At 70.8% G+C, this 23,559-nt stretch carries 20 protein-coding genes; 9 read left to right on the forward strand and 11 right to left on the reverse strand.

The window, feature by feature from the left end; all coding sequences use genetic code 11:
* Positions 1–25 precede the first annotated feature (25 nt).
* Both ACLBYB_RS10790 and ACLBYB_RS10795 read left to right on the forward strand, forming a co-directional pair.
* Positions 26–3,013, forward strand: a complete 2,988-nt coding sequence (locus ACLBYB_RS10790; RefSeq protein ID WP_447698752.1) for an FAD-binding and (Fe-S)-binding domain-containing protein — start codon at positions 26–28, stop codon at positions 3,011–3,013.
* Positions 3,014–3,034: 21 nt separating this feature from the next.
* A complete protein-coding gene (locus ACLBYB_RS10795) occupies positions 3,035–3,715 on the forward strand; it encodes a GntR family transcriptional regulator (RefSeq protein WP_020091901.1) in 681 nt (226 codons plus the stop codon).
* A 31-nt stretch (positions 3,716–3,746) separates the two neighbouring features.
* Here the strand turns inward: ACLBYB_RS10795 and ACLBYB_RS10800 are convergent, their stop codons facing one another.
* On the reverse strand, positions 3,747–4,676 hold the full coding sequence (locus ACLBYB_RS10800; protein ID WP_447698753.1) for a class I SAM-dependent methyltransferase: 930 nt from the start codon (positions 4,674–4,676) through the stop codon (positions 3,747–3,749).
* A 183-nt stretch (positions 4,677–4,859) separates the two neighbouring features.
* Positions 4,860–5,513 (reverse strand): GntR family transcriptional regulator, encoded by a 654-nt coding sequence (locus ACLBYB_RS10805; RefSeq protein WP_056528436.1) that lies wholly within the window; start codon positions 5,511–5,513, stop codon positions 4,860–4,862.
* Positions 5,514–5,706: 193 nt separating this feature from the next.
* Here ACLBYB_RS10805 and dctP point away from each other — a divergent pair, with 193 nt between their 5' ends.
* The 4 genes from dctP (at position 5,707) to ACLBYB_RS10825 (ending at position 9,429) form a co-directional block, all read left to right on the forward strand.
* Positions 5,707–6,729 (forward strand): TRAP transporter substrate-binding protein DctP, encoded by a 1,023-nt coding sequence (dctP, locus tag ACLBYB_RS10810; protein ID WP_020091898.1) that lies wholly within the window; start codon positions 5,707–5,709, stop codon positions 6,727–6,729.
* On the forward strand, positions 6,726–7,418 hold the full coding sequence (locus ACLBYB_RS10815) for a TRAP transporter small permease (RefSeq protein WP_447698754.1): 693 nt from the start codon (positions 6,726–6,728) through the stop codon (positions 7,416–7,418). The genes dctP and ACLBYB_RS10815 overlap by 4 nt, the downstream gene beginning before the upstream one ends.
* On the forward strand, positions 7,415–8,767 hold the full coding sequence (locus ACLBYB_RS10820; protein ID WP_020091896.1) for a TRAP transporter large permease: 1,353 nt from the start codon (positions 7,415–7,417) through the stop codon (positions 8,765–8,767). Before ACLBYB_RS10815 ends, ACLBYB_RS10820 begins: the two co-directional genes overlap by 4 nt.
* Before the next feature lie 194 nt (positions 8,768–8,961).
* Positions 8,962–9,429 carry a YbaK/EbsC family protein gene (locus tag ACLBYB_RS10825; RefSeq protein WP_447698755.1) on the forward strand — a complete coding sequence of 156 codons (468 nt, stop codon included), beginning with the start codon at positions 8,962–8,964 and terminating at the stop codon, positions 9,427–9,429.
* Positions 9,430–9,620: 191 nt separating this feature from the next.
* Here ACLBYB_RS10825 and ACLBYB_RS10830 read toward each other — a convergent pair whose 3' ends face one another.
* The 4 genes from ACLBYB_RS10830 to ACLBYB_RS10845 all read right to left on the reverse strand — a co-directional run bounded on the left by ACLBYB_RS10830 (position 9,621) and on the right by ACLBYB_RS10845 (position 14,465).
* On the reverse strand, positions 9,621–10,433 hold the full coding sequence (locus ACLBYB_RS10830) for an enoyl-CoA hydratase/isomerase family protein (RefSeq protein ID WP_091677110.1): 813 nt from the start codon (positions 10,431–10,433) through the stop codon (positions 9,621–9,623).
* Between the two features lie 24 nt (positions 10,434–10,457).
* Positions 10,458–11,678, reverse strand: coding sequence for a CaiB/BaiF CoA transferase family protein (locus ACLBYB_RS10835; protein ID WP_447698756.1), 1,221 nt, complete (start codon positions 11,676–11,678; stop codon positions 10,458–10,460).
* A gap of 6 nt (positions 11,679–11,684) precedes the next feature.
* Complete coding sequence (locus ACLBYB_RS10840) at positions 11,685–12,977, reverse strand: MFS transporter (RefSeq protein WP_447698757.1); 1,293 nt, start codon at positions 12,975–12,977, stop codon at positions 11,685–11,687.
* Positions 12,978–13,202: 225 nt separating this feature from the next.
* Complete coding sequence (locus ACLBYB_RS10845) at positions 13,203–14,465, reverse strand: MFS transporter (RefSeq protein WP_447698758.1); 1,263 nt, start codon at positions 14,463–14,465, stop codon at positions 13,203–13,205.
* A gap of 512 nt (positions 14,466–14,977) precedes the next feature.
* Here ACLBYB_RS10845 and ACLBYB_RS10850 point away from each other — a divergent pair.
* A complete protein-coding gene (locus tag ACLBYB_RS10850; RefSeq protein WP_447698759.1) occupies positions 14,978–15,925 on the forward strand; it encodes a L,D-transpeptidase in 948 nt (315 codons plus the stop codon).
* 57 nt (positions 15,926–15,982) lie between these two features.
* Here ACLBYB_RS10850 and glpX read toward each other — a convergent pair whose 3' ends face one another.
* The 3 genes from glpX to ACLBYB_RS10865 form a co-directional block, all read right to left on the reverse strand.
* Positions 15,983–16,966: a class II fructose-bisphosphatase gene (glpX, locus tag ACLBYB_RS10855; protein ID WP_020091889.1), complete on the reverse strand. Its 984-nt coding sequence runs from the start codon at positions 16,964–16,966 to the stop codon at positions 15,983–15,985.
* A gap of 145 nt (positions 16,967–17,111) precedes the next feature.
* Positions 17,112–18,428 carry a homoserine dehydrogenase gene (locus ACLBYB_RS10860; RefSeq protein ID WP_447698760.1) on the reverse strand — a complete coding sequence of 439 codons (1,317 nt, stop codon included), beginning with the start codon at positions 18,426–18,428 and terminating at the stop codon, positions 17,112–17,114.
* A 109-nt stretch (positions 18,429–18,537) separates the two neighbouring features.
* Positions 18,538–19,224: a ceramidase domain-containing protein gene (locus ACLBYB_RS10865; RefSeq protein ID WP_447681282.1), complete on the reverse strand. Its 687-nt coding sequence runs from the start codon at positions 19,222–19,224 to the stop codon at positions 18,538–18,540.
* A gap of 95 nt (positions 19,225–19,319) precedes the next feature.
* On the opposite strand from ACLBYB_RS10865, the gene xth reads away from it, so the two are divergent.
* Both xth and ACLBYB_RS10875 read left to right on the forward strand, forming a co-directional pair.
* Positions 19,320–20,114, forward strand: a complete 795-nt coding sequence (gene xth / locus ACLBYB_RS10870) for an exodeoxyribonuclease III (RefSeq protein WP_447681281.1) — start codon at positions 19,320–19,322, stop codon at positions 20,112–20,114.
* A gap of 23 nt (positions 20,115–20,137) precedes the next feature.
* Entirely contained in the window at positions 20,138–20,761 is a 624-nt protein-coding gene (locus ACLBYB_RS10875; protein ID WP_020091885.1) for a glutathione S-transferase family protein, read from the forward strand.
* Positions 20,762–20,796: 35 nt separating this feature from the next.
* On the opposite strand, the gene ACLBYB_RS10880 is transcribed toward ACLBYB_RS10875, so the two are convergent.
* Both ACLBYB_RS10880 and ilvD read right to left on the reverse strand, forming a co-directional pair.
* The gene (locus ACLBYB_RS10880) at positions 20,797–21,699 is read right to left on the reverse strand and encodes a tetratricopeptide repeat protein (protein WP_447698761.1); all 903 of its coding nucleotides are present in this window, start codon (positions 21,697–21,699) and stop codon (positions 20,797–20,799) included.
* Complete coding sequence (ilvD, locus tag ACLBYB_RS10885) at positions 21,686–23,416, reverse strand: dihydroxy-acid dehydratase (RefSeq protein ID WP_020091883.1); 1,731 nt, start codon at positions 23,414–23,416, stop codon at positions 21,686–21,688. Before ilvD ends, ACLBYB_RS10880 begins: the two co-directional genes overlap by 14 nt.
* Positions 23,417–23,559: the final 143 nt, after the last annotated feature.

The raw sequence follows: 23,559 nt of genomic DNA on the forward strand, positions 1-23,559 counted from the left end.
CGTCCCATCTCGGGAGGGATCGATCGTGACGGAAGCGAGGGCGGATGCCCCGGCGCCGCGTGCAGCGGCGCGCCTCGAGGCCGGTTTGCCGCGCCGGCTGGCGGAGCAGCTCCAGGGTGAGGCGCGCTTCGACGCCTTCACGCGCGGACGCTACAGCACCGACGCGTCGATCTACCAGATCATGCCCGCCGGCGTGGTGCTGCCGCGCTCCGCCGCCGACATCGCCGCGACCCTGCGCATCGCCGCCGAGCACGGCGCCCCGGTCATCCTGCGTGGCGGCGGCACCTCGCAGAACGGCCAGCCGATCGGGTCCGGCCTCGTCGTCGACTGCTCGCGGTACTTCAACAGCGTCCTGGCCTACGACGCGGAGGCCGGCACGATCACCGTCGAGCCCGGCATGGTGCTGGAGCGCCTGAACACGCGGGTGAAAGCCGACGGCTGGTTCTTCCCGGTCGAGCCCTCGACGGCGACCCGCTGCACCATCGGCGGCATGGCGGGCAACAATTCCTGCGGGGCCCGCTCCCTGCGCTACGGCAAGATGAGCGACAACGTCCTCGCGATCGAGGCGCTGCTCCACGACGGCGAGGCCTTCGGCTTCGGCCTGACCGGAAACGCGCATCCGGGCGTGAACGGGTCGGATCGGGCCGCGGCGCTCGCCGCGCGGATGCGCGACCTCGCCGAGGACCACCGCGCCGAGATCGAGACGCGCTACCCGAAGGTTCAGCGCCGCGTCGGCGGCTACAACCTCGATTCGCTGATCGAGGCCCAGCCGAACCTCGCGCACCTGCTCGTCGGGTCCGAGGGCACGCTGGCCGCGACCACCGCGGTGACGCTGAAGCTCTCGCGCCTGCCGACGCACCGCGTGATGGGCGTGTGCCACTTCCCGTCCTTCCGGGCGGCCATGGAGACGACGCGGCACATCGTCGGCCTGGACCCGGTGGCGGTCGAGCTGGTCGACAACAACGTCCTCGTGCTCGGCGCCGATATCCCGCTGTTCCGCACGACGCTCGCCGACATCACCAAGGGCAAGCCGAACTGCCTGCTACTCACCGAGTTCGCCGGCGACGACCTCGCGTCGCTCCGGCGCGACCTGAAGCGCCTCGACGCCTGCATGGCCGATCACGGCTTCCCGGACGCCGTCGTGGAGGTCGTCGAGCCCGCGCGCCAGAAATCCGTCTGGGAGGTGCGCGAGGCCTGCCTCAACATCATGATGTCGATGAAGGGCGACGCGAAGCCGGTCTCGTTCATCGAGGATTGCGCCGTCCCGCTGGAGCACCTCGCCGACTACACCGACGCGGTGACGGAGGTCTTCACCAAGAACGGCACCCGCGGCACGTGGTATGCCCACGCGTCTGTCGGCTGCCTGCATGTCCGCCCGATCCTCGACATGAAGGAGGCCGGTGACGTCCGGCGGATGCGGGCGATCGCGGAAGAGACCTCCGAGCTGGTGCGCCGCTACAAGGGCTCGTATTCCGGCGAGCACGGCGACGGCCTCTCGCGCTCGGAATTCGTCGAGCCGCTGTTCGGCGCGACGCTCACCCGCGCCTTCGAGATCGTGAAGGACACGTTCGACCCGGACAACCGGCTCAACCCCGGCAAGATCGTGCGGGCGCCGAAGTTCGACGATCGCAGCCTGTTCCGGTTCAAGCCGGACTACGCCGTGTCGGCGCCGATGAAGACCGCCCTCGACTGGTCGGACTGGGGCGGCTTCGGCTCCGCCGTCGAGATGTGCAACAACAACGGCACCTGCCGGAAGCTCGTCGGCGGCGCCATGTGCCCCTCCTTCCGGGCAACCCGGGAGGAGCAGCACCTGACCCGGGGACGGGCCAATTCCCTGCGGCTCGCCATCTCGGGCCAACTCGGCAAGGACGCGTTCACCAGCCCGGAGATGAAGCGCACCCTCGATCTCTGCGTCTCCTGCAAGGCCTGCCGCCGCGAGTGCCCGACCGGCGTCGACATGGCCAAGATGAAGATCGAGTTCCTGCACCACTACCATGCCCGCCACGGGCTGCCCCTGCGGGAGCGCCTGATCGCGACGATGCCGCTCTACGCCGGAGCCGCCGCGCGGCTGGCGCCGCTCCTCAACCTGCGGGACCGATACCCGGCCCTCGCCGCCCTCTCGGAGCGCGTCGCCGGCCTCTCGGCCAAGCGCTCGCTGCCGCGCTGGCGCCGGCCCTGGAGCGAGCAGGGCGAGCCCGCCCATGCGCAGGACGTCGCGGGCGATTTCCGCGACGTGATCCTGTTCGGCGACACCTTCAACCGGGCCTTCGAGCGGGAGAATCTCGAGGCGGCCGAGCGCGTCCTGCAGGCGGCCGGCTACCGGCTGCACCGGGTCTACCCGTCCCGCGGCCGGCGCCCCCTCTGCTGCGGCCGGACCTGGCTCTCCGCCGGCCAGACCGACCGGGCGCGCCAGGAGGCGCGCCGCACCCTCGACGCGCTGCTGCCGTTCCTGCGCGCGGGGGCACGGGTCGTCGGCCTCGAGCCGTCCTGCCTGCTCACCTTCCGGGACGAGTTCGCGGCGCTCCTGCCCGGCGAAGAGGCCGCGCTGCTGGCCAAGCAGTCGTTCCTGTTCGAGGAGTTGCTGGCCGCCGACCTGACGGCCGGACGCATCGCGCTGCCGTTCGCCGATCAGGGCGGCCGGGTCGCGCACCTGCACGGCCACTGCCATCAGAAATCCTTCGGCGTCATGGGCTCGGTCGAGACGGTGCTCCGGTCGGTGCCGGGGCTCGACCTGCGGGTGATCGAATCGAGCTGCTGCGGGATGGCGGGCGCCTTCGGCTACAGGCCGGAATCCATCGAGACGTCCTTCGCCATGGCCGAGCTGTCGCTGTTCCCGGCCCTGCGCGCCGCCGGGCCCGACGACCTCGTGGTGGCCGACGGGACGAGCTGCCGTCACCAGATCCACGACGGGCTGGGTCTCCAGGCGGAACATGTGGCCCGCGTGCTGGATCGGGCCCTCGTGCCTCGACACTCCATTGCCGGGCACCTACACATAGACCACAGGTCGCACTGACCTGACGTGTGTCGGGGGACCATGAACAAAATCGAGCCCGGGATCGGCATCAGCCGCCGCTACCTCCACGACGAGGTCGCCGAGCGCATGCGCGAACTGATCCGGTCCGGCGAGATGGAGCCGAAGGCGCGGATCAACGAGAGCGAGCTGACCGAGCGCTTCGGGATCTCGCGGACGCCGCTCCGCGAGGCGATCAAGATCCTTGCGACGGAGGGGTTGCTCGAACTGCTCCCGAATCGCGGGGCGCGCGTCGCCAGCATCTCGGACGGCGAACTCGAGGAGATGATGGAGGTGATCGCGGGCCTCGAGGCGACGGCCGGCGATCTCGCCTGCCGCACGATCACCGACGCCGACATCGACGCCCTGGTGGTCGACCACGACGCGATGGTCGAGGCCTGGAAGTCGGGCGACGAGGCCGGTTACTTCAGCCACAACCGACGCATCCACGAGGGGATCATGGCGGCGAGCCGCAACACGATCCTCGCCAACATCTACGAGAGCCTGTCCGGCCGGATCCAGCGGTCGCGCTACTCCGCCCACCAGACCCCCGAGCAGTGGGCCCGCGCCGTCTCCGAGCACGAGCGCATGATCGCGCTGCTGCGCGCCCGGGACGGTGCGGCGCTGGCCGTCCTGATGCGCGAGCATATCCGCGGGAAGAAGTCGGTGATCGCCGCCAATTACGGTGCGGCCGAGACCGCCTGAGCGCCTCGACCACGGTAGACCACGCCCGCGATCAGCCGGGCGTCCCGGTCATCTCGAACCAGAACGACGCGCCCGGCGTGCGGGAATCGTTCGCGTAGAGGAACGGGATGTCGGGGCCGGTGCCGCGGGCGGCGAACACCGTCTTGACCCGAGCGCTCATCGCCGGGTCCTGGCAGATATACATCACCGGCACGGTCACCCGGAACGGCGGCGCGCCGCACAGCAGCATCGCCGCCAGAAGGTACTGCTCGTTGTACAATCGGCAGTTCCAGGCGGACGGGTAGTCGTCCGGAATGAAGATGTCGTGGATCTGCACGATCACGCCCGGTGCGAGGCGCGGCATCACCTCGAAGAAGAACACCGTCACATCCGAATTCGCGAAGGAGCGGTGCGAACCGTCGAAGAAGAGGATGTCGCCCGCCTTCAGTTCCTCGAAGATCTTCAGATCGCAGGATTCCAGCGGGCTGCGCACGGTCCAGTCGCAGAGCGCGTCGATCTCGCGGCGGGGCATCGGATCGATCGAGGTGATCCGCGTCGGAAGGTTCAGGGTGTCGATCGCGTGCCGCGCGAAGCAGGTCGAGCAGCCCGAGCCGATCTCGAAGAACCGAGACGGGCGCTTCCAGGCCAGCATCGTCATCAGCGCGGCGCCGTCGAGGGCGGTGAACCACGTGTTGTTCCATTGGGGCGTCGCCCCGCCGGTCACGGGCGCGTCGTGCGGGACGCTGTGCAGCAGGTCCGCCCGCGCCTCGAGTTCCGTCAGGAAGCTGTCGTAGGCCGCGTGCGACCGGGCGAGCACCGCCTTGAGCTGGCCGTGCGGCGCCCGGCCCGGCGACCAGCGCGCGGACGGCACGACGGGGTAGTAATCGTGGACCGTGTGGCTCCAGCGAAAAACTTCCCGGCTGGCCCGGAAGATATCCACCCCCGCGCGACGGCCCGCGCTCCTGACGACGTCCTTCAGCATGATCGATCCCCGGCTCCGGATCGACAATGCCGGGACTGCAACTTATGGTCGAGTCGGGCGGAACACCTACGCAGTCCGACCTGCCGGCAGGGTTAGGGCGCGATGAAGGGACGATTCCCGGGCCGGGCCCGGATTCGGACAGACCGCCGACGCAATTATCGCGGGCCACGCGCCCCCCGCCGCTCAGGCGGCGCTCGGCGCCCGCAGTCCGGCCACCAGATCGGTGAAGCGGTCGCCCTGGACGATCACGTGACCCCGCAGGGCCTCCGCGGCGCCGGCCTCGTCGCCCGCGATGATCGCGGCGACGATCGCCTCGTGCTCGGCCAGCGATTGCGGCAGGCGCTGGCGCACGCGCAGCTGCAGCCGCCGATACGGGGCCAGGCGGCGATGGAGCGACAGCGCCTGCTCCGCCAGGAAGGCGTTCCGACTCGCCCGGTACACCACTGTGTGGAACACGTAGTTCTCGGCGTAGTAGGCCTCGGTGTCCTCGGTGGTCAGGGCGGCGCGGCAGCCCTCCAGCGCGGCGCGCAGCGCGGCGGCGTCCTCGGGGACGAGGCGGCGCGCCGCGAGACGGCCGCAAGCCGCCTCGATCTCCGCCATCGTCTCGAACATGGCGAGCAGCAGGTGCGGCTCGGGCGCGCTGACGATCGCTCCCCGCCGGGGCTTCGTCTGCACCAGCCCGGTGACGGCGAGCTGCAGCAGCGCCTCCCGGATGGGCGTGCGCGAGACCCCGAAGCGGGCCGCGAGCTGGTTCTCGTCGAGTCGCGATCCCAAGGCGAGCTCGCCGGAGACGATCTCATCCTCGATTCGCTGCCGCAGCCGCTGCGCGTGGCTCATGCCGCCGTTCCCTCCCCCGATGAACGGGTCGCGCGCCGTCCCGCCCTTGAGACCGGCGGATGTTCGGCACGCGCGGACATTATGCTGGAGCATTGACAAAATATACAAGGCGGTTTTCCATGCATACAACGAGGCGCCGCACTATTGCAGCGCACAAAATTACGCCGCGTTGTTTGCGGTGCGGGAGAGCTCCATGACGCCAACTCGTCGATCGCTGATCGCGGCCACGCTCGCGGCACCGGCCATCCTGCGGTTCGGCCTGAACAGCGCGCAGGCGGCCACGACGCTGAAGCTGTCCCACCAGTTCCCCGGCGGCACGATCGACGAGGGCGATTTCCGCGACCGCATGTGCCGGAAGTTCGCCAAGATGGTCGGCGAGCGCTCGAAGGGCGCCCTGGACGTCCAGGTCTACCCGGGCTCCTCGCTGATGAAGACGAACGCCCAGTTCGGCGCCATGCGCAAGGGCGCACTCGACATGTCGCTCTACCCGAGCCCCTACGCGGGCGGCGAGATTCCGGAACTCAATATCGGCCTGATGCCCGCCCTGGTGACGTCCTACGCGCAGGCCGTGGCGTGGAAGGCGGCCCCGGTCGGCCGCAAGCTCACCGAGATCCTGGACGCGAAGGGCATCATCCTGGTCTCCTGGGTCTGGCAGGCCGGCGGCGTCGCGAGCCGGGAGCGCGCCCTCGTGGCGCCGGCCGACGCCAAGGGGATGAAGGTCCGCGGCGGCTCGCGCGAGATGGACATGATGATGAAGGAGGCCGGCGCGGCCACCCTCTCGATCCCGTCGAACGAGTCCTACGCGGCGATGCAGACCGGCGCCTGCGACGCGGTGATCACCTCCTCCACCAGCCTGATCTCCTTCCGCCTGGAGGAGCTGTCCAAGGCGCTGACCTCGGGGCGCGAGCGCTCCTACTGGTTCATGCTCGAGCCGATCATGATGTCCAAGATCGTGTTCTCGGGCCTGCCGAAGGAGCAGCAGGACCTGATCATGGCGGTCGGCACGGAGCTCGAGGCCTTCGGCCAGGCCGGCGCGAAGGAGGACGACACCCGCGTGGAGGAGATCTTCGCGAAGGCCGGCGCCAAGGTCGTCCAGGTCGACGAGAAGTCCCTCGGCCAGTGGCGTGATCTCGCCCGCAGCACCGCCTGGAAGGATTACGCCGCCAAGAACGCGAACTGCGCGGAACTGCTGAAGCTCGCGGAGCAGGTCGCGTGAGCCACGGCTTCGACGCGGCCACGGCCGCCCCGGAGGCGCGCGGGGCCGAGGAGCCCCGCGTTCCGGGCCTCCTCGGCGCCTTCGACCGGGGCATGCGCCTCCTGAACTCGTTGATCCTGGCTATCGGCGGCCTCTGCCTCGTGGCCGCCTGCCTCGTCCTGACCCACAGCGTCGTCGTCCGCTACCTCCTGAAGGAGCCGACGGAGTGGCAGGACGAGATGGCGGTGTTCCTCATCATCGGGGCCACCTTCCTGTCGGCGGCCGGCGTGCAGGCCAAGCGCGGGCACGTCGCGATCGAGGCCCTGACCGGCCTCCTCCCGCCCGCCGCCAACCGAATCCGGCTCCTGCTGGCCGACGTCGTCAGCCTCGCCTTCTGCCTGTTCTTCGCCTGGAAGAGCTGGTCCCTCGATCACGAGGCGTGGGTCGACGGGCAGGTCTCGCAATCGACCTGGGGGCCGCCCCTCTGGATCCCCTACACGCTGATGTCGGTCGGCATGAGCCTGCTGTGCGTCCAGTTCGTCCTCCAGATCGCCGAGGCCCTCGCCTACGGGCCCCGGGCTGCAGGCTGGGCACAGCCCAAGATCGGGCTCGGGGCCGACGTGAATCGCGACATGCACGGGGCGGCCGAGGTCGCGCCCCGGGGACCGGACCCGATGGGTCAGACCGTTTCCGCGAAGGTTGAACGATGAGCACGGCCGCGATCGGTTTCCTGTACGCGGGCGCGACCCTCGGGGCGATGCTCTCGGGCATCCCCATCGCCTTCGCGCTGGGCTTCGTGGCGCTCGCCTTCATGGTGGCGTTCATGCCCGGCGCCTCCCTCGATACGGTGGCGCAGAACGTCTACGAGGAGATGGCCTCCATCACCCTGCTGTCGATCCCGCTCTTCATCCTGAAGGGCGCGGCCATCGGGCGGTCCAAGGCGGGCCAGGATCTCTACACGGCCATGCACGCCTGGATGCACCGCATCCCGGGCGGCCTGGGCATCGCCAACGTCTTCGCCTGCGCGCTGTTCGCCGCCATGGCGGGCTCCAGCCCGGCCACCTGCTCGGCGATCGGCTCGGCCGGCATCCCGGAGATGCGCAAGCGCGGCTACTCGCCGGGCTTCGCGGCCGGGATCATCGCGGCGGGTGGCACGCTCGGCATCCTGCTGCCGCCCTCGATCACCATGATCCTGTACGCGGTGGCGGCCGAGCAGTCGCTCGGGCGGCTGTTCCTCGCGGGCATCGGGCCGGGGCTCCTGCTCGTGGGCCTGTTCGCCGCGTGGTCGATGGTACGCTTCCGCTCGGAATACGCCGCCGCGAAGGTGGCCCTGGAGCGCGGCGGGCCGGCCTCGCCGATCCTGGCGGACGAGCAGTACAGCATGGCGCAGCGCTTCTCGACGCTGCCGCGGGTCCTGCCCTTCGTGGTCCTGCTCACCGGCGTGATGGTGGCGCTGTACGGCGGCTACGCCACACCGTCCGAGACCGCGGGCCTCGGCGGGCTGATGGCCCTGGCGCTGATCGCCGCGATCTACGGCGTCTGGCGCTTCCGCGACGTCACGCCGATCCTGACGGCGACGCTGCGGGAATCGACCATGCTGATGCTGATCATCGGCATGTCGCTGCTCTACGCCTACGTGATGAGCTACCTGCACATCTCGCAGTCGGCCGCCGCCGCGATCGTCGCGATGCAGCTCTCGCCGTGGGTGCTGCTGGTGACCATCCTGGCGCTGGTGATCGCGCTCGGCTTCTTCCTGCCGCCGGTCTCGATCATCCTGATGACGGCGCCGATCATCCTGCCGCCGCTCAAGGCCGCCGGGTTCGACCTCGTCTGGTTCGGCGTGGTGATGACCATCACCATGGAGATGGGCCTGATCCACCCGCCGGTGGGCCTCAACATCTTCGTCATCAAGAACATCGCCCCGGACATCCCGCTCTCGGACATCATCTGGGGCACCCTGCCCTTCGTGATCCTGATGGCGGTGGCGATCCTGATCCTGTGCCTCGTGCCGGGCATCGCGATGTGGCTGCCGGACCTGCTGCTCACGACGACGCGGTAGCTCGATCCACCCGGCCCGTGCGAGGCAGGCCCCTCTCCGCCCGGAGAGGGGCCTGTCGCGTGAGGGGAGGCGGTCGCGCGAGCGCCGCGTCCCGCGCAGCGGCGCCCCGCGCCGGCGCGCTGGCCGGCGCGGCCGGAGCCGCCTATGGCAGCGCGCGCGCCGCCCCGCCCTGATCCCGAGCTTCGGACCGAACCATGAGCCTCGCCTCCGTGCGCGCCTTCTTCGCCGAGAAGGCGCCCGACATCGCCGTCATCGTGCTGGAGACCAGCACCGCGACCGTCGCCGAGGCGGCGGAGGGCCACGGCGTCGTCCCGGCCCAGATCGCCAAGACGCTCTCGATCCGGGTCGGCGATCAGGTCGCCCTGGTGGTGACGCGCGGCGACGCGCGGCTCGACAACCGGAAGGCCAAGGCCGCCTTCGGCGGCAAGGTGCGGATGCTCGACCTCGGCGAGGTCGAGGCGCTCACCGGCCATCCGGTGGGCGGCGTCTGCCCCTTCGGCCTGCTGGCGCCGCTGCCGGTCTACTGCGACGTCTCCCTGCGGGCGTTCGACGAGGTGGTGCCGGCCGCCGGCAGCACCCACAGCTCGGTGCGGATCGCGCCGGCGCGGATGGCCGCGCTCACCGGCGCCGCCTGGGTCGATGTCTGCGCGCTGCCGGGCTGAGCGGCGCGGTCAGCGCCGTTCCCGCTCCGCACGAGGCGCGCGCCGTCGACGCAGGATCGCGCGCTTGATCCTGAACGTTCTCGTCCCTCACCCCAACCCTCTCCCGCACGGGAGAGGAGGCATGGCGCCACTGTCTCGACACCGAAGACGCCTTCCCTCCGGACCGTCGCACCACGTGACAGGGTTCGGCCCTAGCGCCCGGTCCAGTTGGGCGGGCGCTTGCCGAGGAAGGCCTCCATGCCCTCGCGGAAATCCTGGCTCATGTAGCACATGAGGATCAGGTCATCGCCGGGATGCGGCGCGCCCTCGGCGCCGGCCTCCTCCTCGGCGAGCCGCCGCAGCCCCTCCTTGGTCGCCTGCATGGTCAGCGGCGCGTGGTTGGCCAAGAGCTGGGCCAGCGTATCGACCCGCTCCGTGAGCGCGATCCGATCGTCGACCACCTCGCCCACGAGGCCGATGGCGAGCGCCTCCTCGGCTCCGACGAGGCGGGCGGTGAAGATGATGTCCTTGACCCGCGCCGGGCCGATCAGGCCGGAGAGCCGCTTGAGGTTGCCCTGGCTCAGGCAATTGCCGAGGGTGCGGGCGATCGGGAAGCCGAAGCGGGCGTCGCGCGTGGCGATGCGCAGGTCGCAGGCCGCCGCGATGGCCGCGCCGCCGCCCGTGCAGGCGCCGGCGATCGCCGCGATGGTCGGCACCCGCAGCCGCTCCAGGGAGCCCAGCACCCTGTCCATGAAGCGCTCGTAGCCCAGCGCGTCCTCGGCGGTGCTGAAGTCGCGGAACTGGGCGATATCGGTCCCGGCCGCGAAGGCCTTGTCGCCCGCACCGGTGATGATCAGCGCCTTGACCGCGGGGTTCCCGGCGATCGCCTCGCAGCAGGTAATCAGGCCCTGGTACATCGCGAAGGTCAGCGCGTTGCGCGCCTGCGGACGGTTCAGGACGATGCGGGCGATGCCGGCCTCGTCGGTGGTGAACAGCAACTCGTCGGTCGCGGGCTTGGCGGTCATGCGCGGCGTCTCCGGGTGGCGGCGTCAGGCCGCGGTCTCGCGGACCACGCCCCGCGCGATCAGCGCGTCGATCTCGGCCGGCGCGTAGCCGGCCTCCGCCAGGATCGCCCGGGAATGCTCGCCGAGCAACGGGGCCGGCCCGTGCACGCGTCCCGGCGTCTCGGAGAACTTCACCGGCAGGCCGAGCGTCTTCATGCGGCCGACCCGCGGGTGATCGACCTCGACCACCATCTCGCGGGCGAGGGTCTGCGGGTCCCGGTGCATCGCGTTCACGTCGAGGACCGGGCCGGCCGGGACGCCGCCGGCTTCCAGCCGGGCGAGCCACTCGGCCGAGCCGTGGGCCCGGAAGATCGGCGCGAGGGTCGCGGCGAGCGCGTGCCGGTTGGCCATCCGGTCGCGGTTGAGCGCGAAGCGCGGGTCCTCGGCGAGGTCGTCGGCACCGATGGCCTTGAGCAGGCGCAGCCAGTTGGTCTGGTTGGCCGCGCCGATCGTGATCCAGCCGTCGGCGGTCTCGAAGGCCTCGTAGGGGGCGTTCAGCGGATGGGCCGAGCCCATCGGCCCGGGCGCGATCCCGGTCGCCATGGCGATGGCCGACTGCCAGTAGGTGTGGGTGATGCCGGCCTCGAACAGCGACGTGTCGACCGCCTGGCCCCGGCCCGTGCGGAGCCGGTTCGCGTAGGCGGCGAGGATGCCCATGGCGGCCAGGATGCCGGCGGTGATGTCGGTGACCGGCGGCCCGCACTTCATCGGCGGACGCCCGGGCCCCTCCCCGGTCACCGACATGAGGCCGCTCATGCCCTGCGCCACGAGGTCGAACCCGGCCCGGTCGGCGTAGGGACCGGTGCGGCCGAAGCCGGAGAGCGAGCAGTAGACCAGCTCCGGGAACTCGACCTTGAGGGTCTCGTACCCGATCCCGAGGCGCTCCATCGTGCCGCCGCGGTAGTTCTCGATCAGGGCGTCCGCGCCCTTGAGCAGGCGCCGCAGGACCACGACGCCGTCCGGATCCTTCAGGTCGAGGCTGAGTCCGCGCTTGCCGCGGTTCATCATCATGTAGGCGGCGCTCTCGCCCTCGAGGGCGGGCGGGACGGTGCGACGGGTGTCGTCGCCCTCCCTCTTCTCGACCTTGATCACCTCCGCACCCATGTCGGCGAGCATCAGCCCGCAGACCGGCCCGGCCATGATATGGGCGAGCTCGATCACCCGCATCCCGGCGAGGGGACCCGACCGCTTCATCGTCTCCGCCATCGCGCGCTACTCCCCGGCCGGGACGGTGGCCGCGGGGCCGATCGACGGCGTGACGGGATCCACGAACTCCCGCTCGGGGTGCATGGTGAAGGCCAGCGCGGCGCCGAGCAGGCACAGGCCGATCGAGCCGACGAACGGCAGCGTCCAGCTCCCGGTCAGATCGACGATGACGCCGAAGACGATCGGCGAGACGATCGCCGCCACCGCCGAGCCGGTGTTCATCAGCCCGCTGGCGGTGCCGGCGTATTTCGGCGCGATGTCCATCGGCACGGACCAGATCGGGCCGATCACCAGCTCGGCGAAGAAGAAGCCGGAGGACAGGAGCAGCGCCACGAGGGTCAGGTCCCGGGTCATGAACACGCCCGCGAGGCTCGCGGCCGCCCCGAGGAAGCCGATCACGATCACCGACAGGCGCGCGAGCTTCACCTTGCCGGTGCGGTGCAGGATCGAGTCGCTGAGCAGGCCGCCGACCGTGTCGCCGACGACGCCGGCGAAGAACACCCCCGAGGCGAACAGGGCCGAGTTCTTCAGGTCGAGGCTGTAGTTCTCCTTGAAGAAGCTCGGCAGCCAGCCGAGGAACAGCCACAGGGTCCAGCCGTAGCAGAAATACGTGACGGTGACCGGCAGCATCCGGCGCGTCAGGGCGCCCCACGGCACGCTCTGCTTCGCGCCGACCTGGCGGGGCGGCGGCAGCGTCGCGAGCTCGGCCTCGGTGATCGCCGGATGCTCGGACGGGTCGTCGCGGAAGTACAGCCACCAGATCGCGACCCAGACGAAGCTCACCGCGCCGAGGATGACGAAGCTCGTCCGCCAGCCGAAATGGTAGATCAGGAAGGCCACGATCGGGGGCGCCACCGCGTTGCCGAGCCGCGCGAAGGCGTGGGTGATGCCCTGCGCGAAACCGCGCCGGCCGGGCGCCGTCCAGTTCTGCATGGCGCGGGTAGCGGTCGGGAAGGTCGCACCCTCGCCGAAGCCGAGCAGGACGCGCGCCAGGAACAGGCTGACGAGGCCGCCGACCATGCCGGTCAGGATGGTCGCCGAGGCCCAGATCACCCCGCAGGCCAGCAGCGTGCGCCGGGCGCCGAACTTGTCGCCGACCGAGCCGCCGATCACCTGGAAGATCGCGTAGGGGTACGCGAAGGCCGACAGGATCAGACCGAAATCGGTCTTCGACATGCCGAAATCGCGCATGATCTCCGCACCGGCCGTGGCGATGTTCACCCGGTCCAGGTACGTGATGAAGTACATCAGACAGAGCAGGCCGAGCACGCCGTTCGTGGCGCTGAAGCGCTTCGACATCGACCGTTCCTCCCATGGGGGCGCCGCCTCGCGCGGTCGCCGGGCACCTCGGCTCTCGGGCCGGGCGCTCTTTCGTAATGCATTATTCAAACGCGTCGCGCGGCGGAAGGCAACCGCCGACGTGCATCTGGCACGTGAATTCATTCCACGGGGTGCAACTGAAAACGGGGGCCGCCCGGGCCCCCGTCTCGTGTCGGTCGTCGCCGGGAGGCCCCGCGGCGCCGGTCAGGCCGTCGCGGGCCGGAGCTGACCCTGCTCGGCCTCGGTCGGGGTGCCGATCTCCTTGCCGAGCGCCTTTCCGCGCGGTCCGACCCAGCTCCCGACCCACTTGCGCTGCCAGAGGGCGAGGCAACCGAGCACGATCGCGGTGAAGACGGCGTAGCCGACGAAGCCCAGCGAGAACGAGCCGGTATACTGCTTCGACAAGCCCATGACGTTCGGCAGGATCGCGCCGCCGAGCGCGCCGATCTCGCCGATCATCGAGCCGGCCACCGCCGTGTTGGTGGGCCAGCGCAGCGGGACGAGCTGGAACAGCGCGCCGTTGCCGGCGCCGAGCGCCGCGAAGCACAGCATGAACAGGAGCGTCGTGAGCGCGAGGGACGGGGTCGCGGTCAGCGAGAGCAGGGTCGCGATCGCCGCCAGCAGCACCACCGACAGCACCGCGATGCCGCCCATCCGGTCGGCGAAGTAGCCGCCGACGATCCGGATGCCGGAGCCCATGAAGGCCGCCAGCATCGTCAGCCGCCCGGCCTCGACCTTCGTCACCGCGAACTGCTCGTAGAAGAAGGTCGGCAGGAAGTTCGACAGGCCGATGAAGCCGCCGAAGGTGATGACGTAGATCAGCGAGAACGCCCAGCCATCCTTCGTGAACAGGCAGGAGACGTGCTCCTTGAAGGACTGGTGCTCGCAATCCGGCGGCTCCTTGGCGAGCACGATCATGACCGCCAGCGGCAGCAGCATGACGAGGCCCGCGAAGGCGTAGGTGGTCTGCCAGCCGTAGGCCTGGGCCAGCGGCGGAGCGAACAGCACGGCCAGCACGGTGCCGGAATTGCCGGCGCCCGCGATGCCCATCGCCAGCCCCTTGTGTTCCGGCGGGAACCAGCCGGAGCCGAGGGAGAGCGCGACGCCGAAGGACGCGCCGGCGATGCCGAGCAGCACGCCCATGGCGAGCACGTCGTTGTAGGAGGAGACGAAGAGATAGCCGTAGGCCATCGCCAGCATGATCACGACCATCTCGGTGATCGCGGCGTTCTTGCGGCCGATATACTGGGCCAGGACGCCGAGCGGGAAGCGCATCAGCGCACCGGCGAGGATCGGTAGCGAGATCATGAAGCCGGTCTGGGCCGGCGTCAGCTTGTAAGTCTCGGTGATGAACGGGCCCATGGCGCCGTTCAGGACCCAGATGGCGAAGCAGAAATCGAAGTAGAGGAATGCCGCGAACAGCGTCGGGGGGTGACCCGACTTCATCACCGTTTTGAAGCTGGCCATAGCTGGTGCTCGTCGTAAGTGGGCGAACCGCCGTGCGGTCGCTCATGCCGGGGATCCGGACTCACACCGTCCGCTGTTTGGAGCGTCGTTGCTCCGCCGCCGCAGCAGGCGCGGCTGACTGGGCAATGCAGCAAGTGTGCCATCCCGGACGGATGCCCGCCGACCGGATCGCTCGGCCGTCGCGGCGCCGCGGCCGAACCGCGTTCCGCCAAGTCGCTCGCGCCGAGTCGCTGCCGCTCGGCGAGGCAGGCGTGCCGAGTAAACGGGCGCTCGCCCGGCGCCCTCACGGATCGGTGAGCGGCGCGGCCGAAATCGTTGCTGCACGAGGGCAACACACGCGGCGAGAAACGACCCGGAAGACCCTGTAAGTTGCCCTTGATGACCGTCGGCAACTTGGCGGTAAAGCGCGACCTTTGCTAAGCCCCGGGATGAGCTCTGCCGCGACTTCGTGCCGGCCCGCTCGCCTGCGCGTCGCGGCAAGCCCCGGCGGCGCCTCCCGAGGAATTCGAACCATGTCCGCCCCGATCCGTCGCCTTCTCCTGGCCGGCTTCACGGTCCTCGCCCTCGCCTCCGCCGCAAACGCCCAGGGCCGCGGCCCCGTGGGCGATGCCGGGATCGACGGGTTCGGCGACGACAATCAGCTCTACCAGGATCAGAACGGCGCTCTCTACGTGCGTCGCGGCGGCCGCTACCTGCCCTATACCGGCCGCACCGACTTCGTGCGCCCGGCACCCCCGCCGCCTGCCGCGCAGGCCCCGGTCGCGCCGCCGCCGGCCGCCAACCTGGAGACGGACCCGACGGTCCCGGCACGCCCGGGCAGCGCGCCTGCGGCCGAGGGGCTCTCGCCGCTGGAGGCCGCCAAGGCCAAGGCCGTGCTCCGGGCGCCCGACAACGAGCCGATCGACTACGCCAAGATCTACGGCCCGATCACGGACGACGTGTTCCCGGTCCAGGCGTTCAATTACAAGAAGATGAACCCCGCCTTCCTCCGTCAGGAGATCGCCTATCACGGTCCCTACGAGCCGGGGACGATCATCGTCGACCCGCGGGCCCACCAGCTCACCCTGGTCGAGGCGAACGGCCGGGCCCGCCGCTACGGCGTCGGCGTCGGCAAGCAGGGCTTCTCGTGGTCGGGCACCGCGACGGTGAATTCCAAGCAGGCGTGGCCGGACTGGTATCCGCCGAAGGAGATGATCGCCCGCAGCCCGAAGCTCGCCAGCGAGGTCGACAAGCTGCAGAGCGGCCTCGGCGTCGCCGGCGGTCTGCGCAATCCGCTCGGCGCCCGCGCCATGTACCTCTGGCAAGGCAACAAGGACACGCTGTTCCGCATCCACGGAACCCTCGAGCCCTTCTCCATCGGCAAGAGCGTGTCGTCGGGCTGCATCCGGATGATCAATCAGGACGCGATCGATCTGTTCAGCCGGGTCGGCGTCGGCAGCAAGGTGGTGGTGCTGAACTGAGACCGGGCCGGGCCCACCGCCCGAGCGCCGCCGGTCCGCGACCGGCGGTCCGCCGGTTCAGGTCAGCCCGCGCCGGTGCTCGCCGAGGATCCGGCGGACCGTCCCGGCCTCGGACCGGTATACCAGGGTCTCGGTCTGGATCTTGTCCGGCCGGAAGCGCACGCCGCGCAGGAGAGCCCCGTCCGTGATGCCCGTGGCGGCCACGATGACGTCGCCGCTCGCGAGATCGGTCAGGTCGTATTTCCGGTCCAGATTCTCGATGCCCATCTCGGCGGCCCGGCGCCGACGGTCCGGGGTGTCGAGGATCAGGCGTCCCTGCATCTGGCCGCCGATGCAGCGCATCGCGGCGGCCGCCAGCACGCCCTCGGGCGCCGCGCCGGTCCCGAGATAGAGGTCGATGCCCGTCTCCTCGGGGCTCGCCGTGAAGATGATGCCGGCGATGTCGCCGTCCGAGATCAGGCGGACCGCCGCGCCGGCCGCCCGCACCTCGGCCACGAGCGCCGCGTGGCGGGGACGGTCGAGGATCAGCGCGGTGATCTGCTTCGGGTCGACGCCCTTGGCCCGGGCCAGCGCCGCGATGTTGTCGGTCGGGCTGGCGTCGAGATCGACGAGGCCGGGCGGGTATCCGGGCCCGATCGCGATCTTCTGCATGTAGACGTCCGGCGCGGCGAGGAGCGAGCCGCGCTCGGCCATGGCCATGACGGCGATGGCGCCGGGCATGTCCTTGGCGCAGAGGGTCGTGCCCTCCAGCGGATCGACCGCGATATCGACCTCGGGCCCTTCCCCGAGACCGAGCTGCTCGCCGATGAACAGCATCGGCGCCTGATCGCGCTCGCCCTCCCCGATCACCACGGTGCCGCGGATCGGCAGGCCGTTGAGTTCGTCGCGCATCGCGTCGACCGCGGCCTGGTCGGCCGCCTTCTCGTCGCCCTGGCCGCGCAATCGGGCGGCGGCGATGGCGGCACGCTCCGTCACGCGGGCCAGTTCGAGGGCGAGCGTGCGCGGGACGCCGCGCGATGCCGGCTTAGGGGCCTCTTCCATGGTTTCCTGCCTCTGGCCGGGTCCGATCTTGGGGTCGGATCCCGGATGGATACCGTCGGATGACGGCCGCGCAGCGTATACGCCGGTTCGCTAATGCCCACTATCCTGCATCAAGCGGTGGGGGGTCACGCGACCGTATGCACTGTTATTCACGCTCGATCCGGATCAGCTGCGGCGGCTCCGCCAGCAGCCCGTCGGCGCCGATGGCGTCGAGGGCGTCGCGGATGTTGCCCTCGGTCGCCGCGTAGGTGATCAGCACCAGCGGCACCGGCCGGCCGGAGCGGCCGCGCGGATCGGCCTCCGGCCCCTCGACACGGCGCTGCAGGATGCTCTCCAGGGAGATGGATCGCTCGGCCATCCGCTGCGCGACGCCGGCCGCGACGCCCGGGCGGTCATGGACGGTGAGGCGGATGTAGTAGCCGCCTTCGTGACGCTGCATCTCCACGCGCTCGCTGGCGCGCATCGCCGCGGCCGGAACGCCGAAGGTCGGGCGGATCACGCCGCGCGCCACGTCGGCGATGTCGGCCACCACCGCGGAGGCCGTGGCCTCGCCGCCGGCGCCGGGACCGATGAGCGTGAGCTCGCCCACCGCGTCCGCGTCGATCGTCACGGCGTTGGTCACGCCCATGACCTGCGCGATCGCCGAGGATTTCGGCACCATGGTCGGGTGGACCCGCTGCTCGATGCCGGCCTCGGTCGCCTGCGCGACGCCGAGCAGCTTGATCCGGTATCCGAGCTCGTCCGCCATGCGCAGATCGAGGGGCTGCACCCGGGAGATGCCCTCGACCGACACGCCGTCGGCGTCGACGGCGGTCCCGAAGGCGAGGCTCGTCAGGATCGCGAGCTTGTGCGCGGTGTCGAACCCCTCGACGTCGAAGGTCGGGTCCGCCTCGGCGTAGCCCAGGGCCTGCGCGTCCTTCAGGCAGGCCTCGAAGGTCAGCCCCTCGCGCTCCATGCGGCTGAGGATGTAATTGCAGGTGCCGTTGAGGATCCCGTAGACGCGGGAGACCGCGTTGCCCGGCAGGCCCTCGCGCAGGGTCTTGATCACCGGGATGCCGCCGGCCACCGCCGCCTCGAAGGCGAGGGCCACGCCCTTCGCCTCGGCCTGCGCGGCCAGGGCGGCGCCGTGACGGGCCAGCAGCGCCTTGTTGGCGGTCACCACCGGCTTGCCCGCCGCGAGCGCCGCCTCGACCACGGCCTTGGCCGCTCCCTCGGCGCCGCCGATCAGCTCGACCACGCAGTCCACGGATTCCGACCGGGCGAGCGCCACCGGATCGTCGAACCACGCGATGCCGGACAGGTCGATGCCGCGGTCCCGGCCACGGTCGCGCGAGGAGACCGCGGTGACGCGGATGTCGAGGCCTGCCGCAGCGAAGGCGGCGCGGCGGCGCTCGACCATCCGGACAACGGACGCACCGACGGTCCCGAGTCCGGCGATCCCGAGGCGAAAGCTCACTGTCATGACCCCTTCCGTGCCCGGGCGACCGCGATGGGCCGGGCGCCCGATGCGGCGCACTTCTGCAAGAATTCCGCCCAGCCCGCAAGGAATTGGCCCGGGACCGCGGGGCGTGTCACCCGGCGGTCTCCCGGTGGCGGATCGCCGTCGCCACGAGGGCGTACAGGACGACGGCGTTCAGCACATGCCAGAGCGGGTGCGTGCCGGTCGGCAGCAGCGCGCAGGCCGCCCGGTCGCCGGTTCGCGCCGCGAGCGAGATCAGGAAGAGCAGGCCGATGCCGGCGAGCCGCCGCCCGGTCCCGACGAAGCGCTCCTCCGGCCGCCGCGCGGCCGCCCAGGCGACGCCGAACAGCGCCAGCAGGGCGGGCAGGTAGTCGACCGAGCCGTTGGTGAGCCGCGCGACGTCGAGGCCGGTCATCCCGTCGAGCAGGGGCGTGAGCGCGAATCCGAGGAGCGCGAAGCCGCCCGTCGCCGCCGCGACCCGGACCGGCGCCAAGCGCAGGAACCGCGAGAGGGCCAGCGCGAGATAGGCGTAGATGAACAGCGCGATCGGGACGACGTCCGCGAGCATCGCCCAGTAGACCGCCAGGGTGTGGAACAGGAACGAGCCGACGCCCACCACGGCGATCAGGGCCGCCAGCCCGAGGCAGGTCCGGTCCGGCGGATCGGCCACGGCGGCGCGCCGCGCCGCGGCGGCGGCGGCCAGCAGGAAGGCCGCGTTCGACAGCGCGTTCGCGGGCTCGGCCCAGAAGTCCGGCCCGCCCCGCTCGCAGTAAGCCGATACCGGCTCGAACCAGTTCATCCGCCGACCCTACTTCCCCGTCCTTGCGCCGGGATGGCCTTGTCAGCGCGACGCGAAGCGCGGATGACGGCCGGGCGGCGACCGGAAGCGAGGCGATGCGGATCACCACCTGGAACGTCAACTCGATCAAGCAGCGGCTCCCGCACCTCCTCGGCTTCCTGGAGGAGGCGCGGCCCGACGTGGTCTGCCTGCAGGAGCTGAAATGCCAGGACGAGGCCTTCCCGCGCGCCGACATCGAGGCAGCGGGCTACGCGGTCGAGACGCTGGGCCAGAAGGCCTATAACGGCGTGGCGCTGCTGGTCCGGGCGCCGCTGGCCATGTCGGAGATTCGGCGCGGGCTGCCGGGCGACGCCGCCGACGAGCAGGCTCGCTACATCGAGGCGCTGATCTCGGGCGCGGACACCCGCCCGGTGCGCGTGGCGTCGATCTACCTGCCGAACGGCAACCCGGTGGACAGCCCGAAATACCCGTACAAGCTCGCCTTCATGGAGCGGCTGCGGCTCCACGCCCGGGCGCTGCTGGACGACGAGATCGCGGTGGCGCTGGCGGGCGACTACAACGTCATCCCGGAGGCGGCCGACGCGGCCGATCCGGAGGCGTGGCGCTCGGACGCCCTGTTCCTCGGGACGACCCGGGCCGCGTTCCGGGCGATCCTCGCCGAGGGCTACACCGACGCCCTGCGCGCCTGCGACCCGCGCGACGGGCTCTACACCTTCTGGGACTATCAGGCCGGGTGCTGGCAGCGGAATGCCGGCATCCGCATCGACCACCTGCTGCTCTCGCCCCAGGCCGGCGACCGCCTGGTCTCGGCCTCGGTCCAGAAGCACATGCGCGGGCTCGACAAGCCGTCGGACCACGTGCCGGTCACGGCGGAGCTGGCGGCCGGTTAGAGCCGCGATTTGGGGGAACGACGATGATCATCTACGGCAGCAGCGTGTCGCCCTACGTGCGCAAGGTGCTCGCGGCGCTCTACGAGAAGGGCGTCGCCTTCGAACACCGCCCGGTCGGCTTCCACGCGCAGGATCCCGGCTTCCGGGCGGCGAGCCCGATGGGGAAGATCCCCGCGATGGAGGATGCCGGGTATCGCCTCGCCGATTCGAGCGCCATCGTGGACTATCTCGAGCGGCTGCACCCGGCGCCCGCGCTGATCCCCGAGGACGCGCGGGACGCCGCCCGCGCCCGCTGGTTCGACAAGTTCGGCGAGTGCGAGCTGACCCGGCAGGTGCTGGTGCCGTTCGTCGAGCGCTTCCTCAAGCCCCGCCTGTTCAAGGTCGAGGGCGACGAGGCCCTGGCGCAGCGGACCGTCGACACGGCTCTGCCGCCGCTGTTCGACTACCTCGAATCGCAGATCGACGGGCCCTACCTCGTCGGCGGCCGGTTCGGCATCGCCGACATCGCCGTGGCGGCGCCGTTTCACAACCTGCGGCTGGCCAAGGTCGCGGTCGACGGCGCCCGGTGGCCGAAGCTCGCCGACTGGGTCGCGGCGACGCTGGAGCGGCCGTCCTTCACCGCGGCGATCGCCGCGGCGAAGAGCTGAGGCCGCTCAGCGCCGCTTGCACAGTCGAGGGCGGCTCAGCGCCGCTTGCGGATCGAGCCCACGGTCTGGAGCTGCGTCTGCGCCTCGGCGCGGTCGTCCTCGCTGGCGGCCGCCCAGTTCTTCTCGTAGAGGGCGACGATCCAGTCGTCCTTGCGGCTCTCGGCACCTTCCCGCGCGAGCGAGAGCCACATCAGGCCGCGCACCCGCTGGACCGGGATGCCGCCCAGGCCGTTGACCAGCATGTCGCCGAGCAGCGCCTGCGCCGGGTGGTGGCCCTTCTCGGCGGCGAGGTTGAACCAGCGCGCGGCCTGCCGCGGGTCGGCCTCGACGCCGGTGCCGTCGAGGTAGAGCCGGGCGAGATTGTACTGCGCGTTGGGGTCCCCGTAGTAGGACGCCGCGTAGTTGAACATGTCGTAGGCGCGCTCGGGATTGGGGCGCACGTAGGTGCCCTTGATCCCCTCCAGGAAGTAGGTGCCCAGAGCCGTGAAGGCGCTGCCCAGGACCGCCGAGTTCTGCGGATCGGGCCCGTCATCGGTGCTGGCGTCGGCGATCCGCGAGAAGAACTCGAACGCCTTCAGGTCGTCGTGCGGGACGCCGTCGCCGTCGGCGTACATCCGGCCGAGCTTCCACAGCGCAAGGGCGTGGCCCTGGCCGGCCGCGTACTCCAGCGCGCGGGCGGCGCCCTGCTTGTCGCCGGCATTGTACTCGCGCATGCCGGCGCGCAGCGCGTCCTTGGCCGAGCGGTAGCTCTTGTCGGCGACCGGGACCTGCACGGGCGTGCGGACATTGGCGTCGAGGGCGCGCGACGGCGCGACCGGCAGCGCGACCAGGGCGAGCGCCCAGGTCGCGACCGCGAGCCGGCCGACGGACCGGAACCGACCGGGATCGGCCCCGGCCGACGCCCTGCGCCGGCTGAGGTCAGTCCTAGACGTCCGCATAGCTCTGCGTCTCCTTGGCACCTCCCGGATGGGTGACGGCGCCGTACAGGGCCGGGCCGACGCCCTGCGCGTATTTCCAGAGGTAGCCGGAGGTCGCGGTGTTGGGCCGCGCGGTCCAGGCTTTGCGCCGCTCGGCCAGCTCCGCGTCCGACAGGGCGACGCTGAGCGTCCCCTGGATCGCGTCGAGGGTGATCACGTCGCCGTCGCGCAGCAGCCCGATCGGGCCGCCCACGGCGGCCTCGGGTCCGACATGGCCGACGCAGAAGCCCCGGGTCGCGCCCGAGAAGCGCCCGTCGGTGATCAGCGCGACCTTGTCGCCCATACCCTGGCCATAGAGGGCCGCGGTGGTCGACAGCATCTCGCGCATGCCGGGGCCGCCCCGCGGGCCCTCGTAGCGGATCACGAGGACGTCGCCTTCCTCGTAGCTGCGGGCCTGCACGGCCGCGAAGCAGGCCTCCTCGCCGTCGAACACGCGGGCCGGGCCGGTGAAGACCTGCTTCTCGGCCGGGATGCCGGCGACCTTCACGATCGCGCCCTCGGGGGCGAGGTTGCCCTTGAGGCCGACGACGCCGCCGGTCGGGGTGATCGGCCGGTTCGCCGGGTAGACCACGTCCTGGTCCGGGTTCCAGGTCACCCGGTCCATGTTCTCCGCGATGGTGCGGCCGGTGACCGTCAGGCAGTCGCCGTGCATGAAGCCGTGGTCGAGGAGCGTCTTCATCAGCAGCGGGATGCCGCCGACCTCGAACATGTCCTTGGCGACGTAGCGCCCGCCGGGCTTCAGGTCGGCGATGTAGGGCGTGCGCCGGAAGATCTCGGCCACGTCGAACAGGGTGAACTCGATGCCGCACTCGTGGGCGATCGCCGGCAGGTGCAGCGCCGCGTTGGTGGAGCCGCCCGAGGCCGCCACCACCGTGGCGGCGTTCTCCAGCGCCTTGCGGGTGACGATGTCGCGCGGGCGGATGCGCTTCTCCAGGAGCTCCATCACCTTCTCGCCGGCCGTGGCGCAGAACTTGTCGCGGATCTCGTAGGGGGCCGGGGCGCCGGCCGAGTAGGGCAGCGCCAGGCCAATCGCCTCGGAGACGGTCGCCATGGTGTTGGCGGTGAACTGCGCGCCGCAGGCGCCGGCCGACGGGCAAGCGACCTGCTCCAGTTCGTCGAGGTCCTCGAGGCTCATGTCGCCGACGGCGACCTTGCCGACCGCCTCGAACAGGTCCTGGACGGTCACGGGCTTGCCGCGGAACGAGCCGGGCAGGATCGAGCCGCCGTAGATGAAGATCGAGGGCACGTTCAGCCGGACCATCGCCATCATCATGCCGGGCAGCGACTTGTCGCAGCCCGCGAGGCCCACGAGGGCGTCGTAGGCGTGGCCGCGCATGGTCAGCTCGACCGAGTCGGCGATGACCTCGCGCGACGGCAGCGACGCGCGCATGCCGCCATGGCCCATGGCGATGCCGTCGGTGACGGTGATCGTGCAGAACTCGCGCGGCGTCCCGTTGGCGGCGGCGACGCCCTTCTTCACCGCCTGCGCCTGGCGCATCAGCGAGATGTTGCAGGGCGCGGCCTCGTTCCAGCAGGAGGCGACACCCACCAGCGGCTGGTGGATCTGCTCACGGGTCAGGCCCATGGCGTAGAGGTAGGAGCGGTGCGGGGCGCGGTCGGGCCCCTCCGTGACGTGGCGACTCGGCAGCTTCGACTTGTCGTTCAAACGCGTCACCATGACTTCAGACCAAGCCTTCGCAGCCGATCCCGAGGGTGCGTTGAACCGCGGCGCGTCGCCGTTCGCGAGGCGCCGGGAGATCCGTCCGCGTGCTCGGGAAGTCCTCGTTTCCGAACGGTAAACCGTTGTCGAATTTGCCGTTT

The sequence above is a fragment of the Methylobacterium sp. D54C genome, assembly GCF_053345595.1.

Coding starts and splice junctions, on each gene's coding strand:
- ACLBYB_RS10820 (WP_020091896.1), top strand. CDS start 7,415: ATGAGCACGGCCGCGATCGGTTTCCTGTACGCGGGCGCGACCCTCGGG.
- dctP (WP_020091898.1), top strand. CDS start 5,707: ATGACGCCAACTCGTCGATCGCTGATCGCGGCCACGCTCGCGGCACCG.
- ACLBYB_RS10835 (WP_447698756.1), bottom strand. CDS start 11,678: ATGGCGGAGACGATGAAGCGGTCGGGTCCCCTCGCCGGGATGCGGGTG.
- ACLBYB_RS10840 (WP_447698757.1), bottom strand. CDS start 12,977: ATGTCGAAGCGCTTCAGCGCCACGAACGGCGTGCTCGGCCTGCTCTGT.
- ACLBYB_RS10865 (WP_447681282.1), bottom strand. CDS start 19,224: ATGAACTGGTTCGAGCCGGTATCGGCTTACTGCGAGCGGGGCGGGCCG.
- ACLBYB_RS10880 (WP_447698761.1), bottom strand. CDS start 21,699: ATGCGGACGTCTAGGACTGACCTCAGCCGGCGCAGGGCGTCGGCCGGG.
- ACLBYB_RS10800 (WP_447698753.1), bottom strand. CDS start 4,676: ATGCTGAAGGACGTCGTCAGGAGCGCGGGCCGTCGCGCGGGGGTGGAT.
- xth (WP_447681281.1), top strand. CDS start 19,320: ATGCGGATCACCACCTGGAACGTCAACTCGATCAAGCAGCGGCTCCCG.
- ACLBYB_RS10795 (WP_020091901.1), top strand. CDS start 3,035: ATGAACAAAATCGAGCCCGGGATCGGCATCAGCCGCCGCTACCTCCAC.
- ACLBYB_RS10850 (WP_447698759.1), top strand. CDS start 14,978: ATGTCCGCCCCGATCCGTCGCCTTCTCCTGGCCGGCTTCACGGTCCTC.
- ACLBYB_RS10845 (WP_447698758.1), bottom strand. CDS start 14,465: ATGGCCAGCTTCAAAACGGTGATGAAGTCGGGTCACCCCCCGACGCTG.
- glpX (WP_020091889.1), bottom strand. CDS start 16,966: ATGGAAGAGGCCCCTAAGCCGGCATCGCGCGGCGTCCCGCGCACGCTC.
- ilvD (WP_020091883.1), bottom strand. CDS start 23,416: ATGGTGACGCGTTTGAACGACAAGTCGAAGCTGCCGAGTCGCCACGTC.
- ACLBYB_RS10825 (WP_447698755.1), top strand. CDS start 8,962: ATGAGCCTCGCCTCCGTGCGCGCCTTCTTCGCCGAGAAGGCGCCCGAC.
- ACLBYB_RS10805 (WP_056528436.1), bottom strand. CDS start 5,513: ATGAGCCACGCGCAGCGGCTGCGGCAGCGAATCGAGGATGAGATCGTC.
- ACLBYB_RS10860 (WP_447698760.1), bottom strand. CDS start 18,428: ATGACAGTGAGCTTTCGCCTCGGGATCGCCGGACTCGGGACCGTCGGT.
- ACLBYB_RS10830 (WP_091677110.1), bottom strand. CDS start 10,433: ATGACCGCCAAGCCCGCGACCGACGAGTTGCTGTTCACCACCGACGAG.
- ACLBYB_RS10875 (WP_020091885.1), top strand. CDS start 20,138: ATGATCATCTACGGCAGCAGCGTGTCGCCCTACGTGCGCAAGGTGCTC.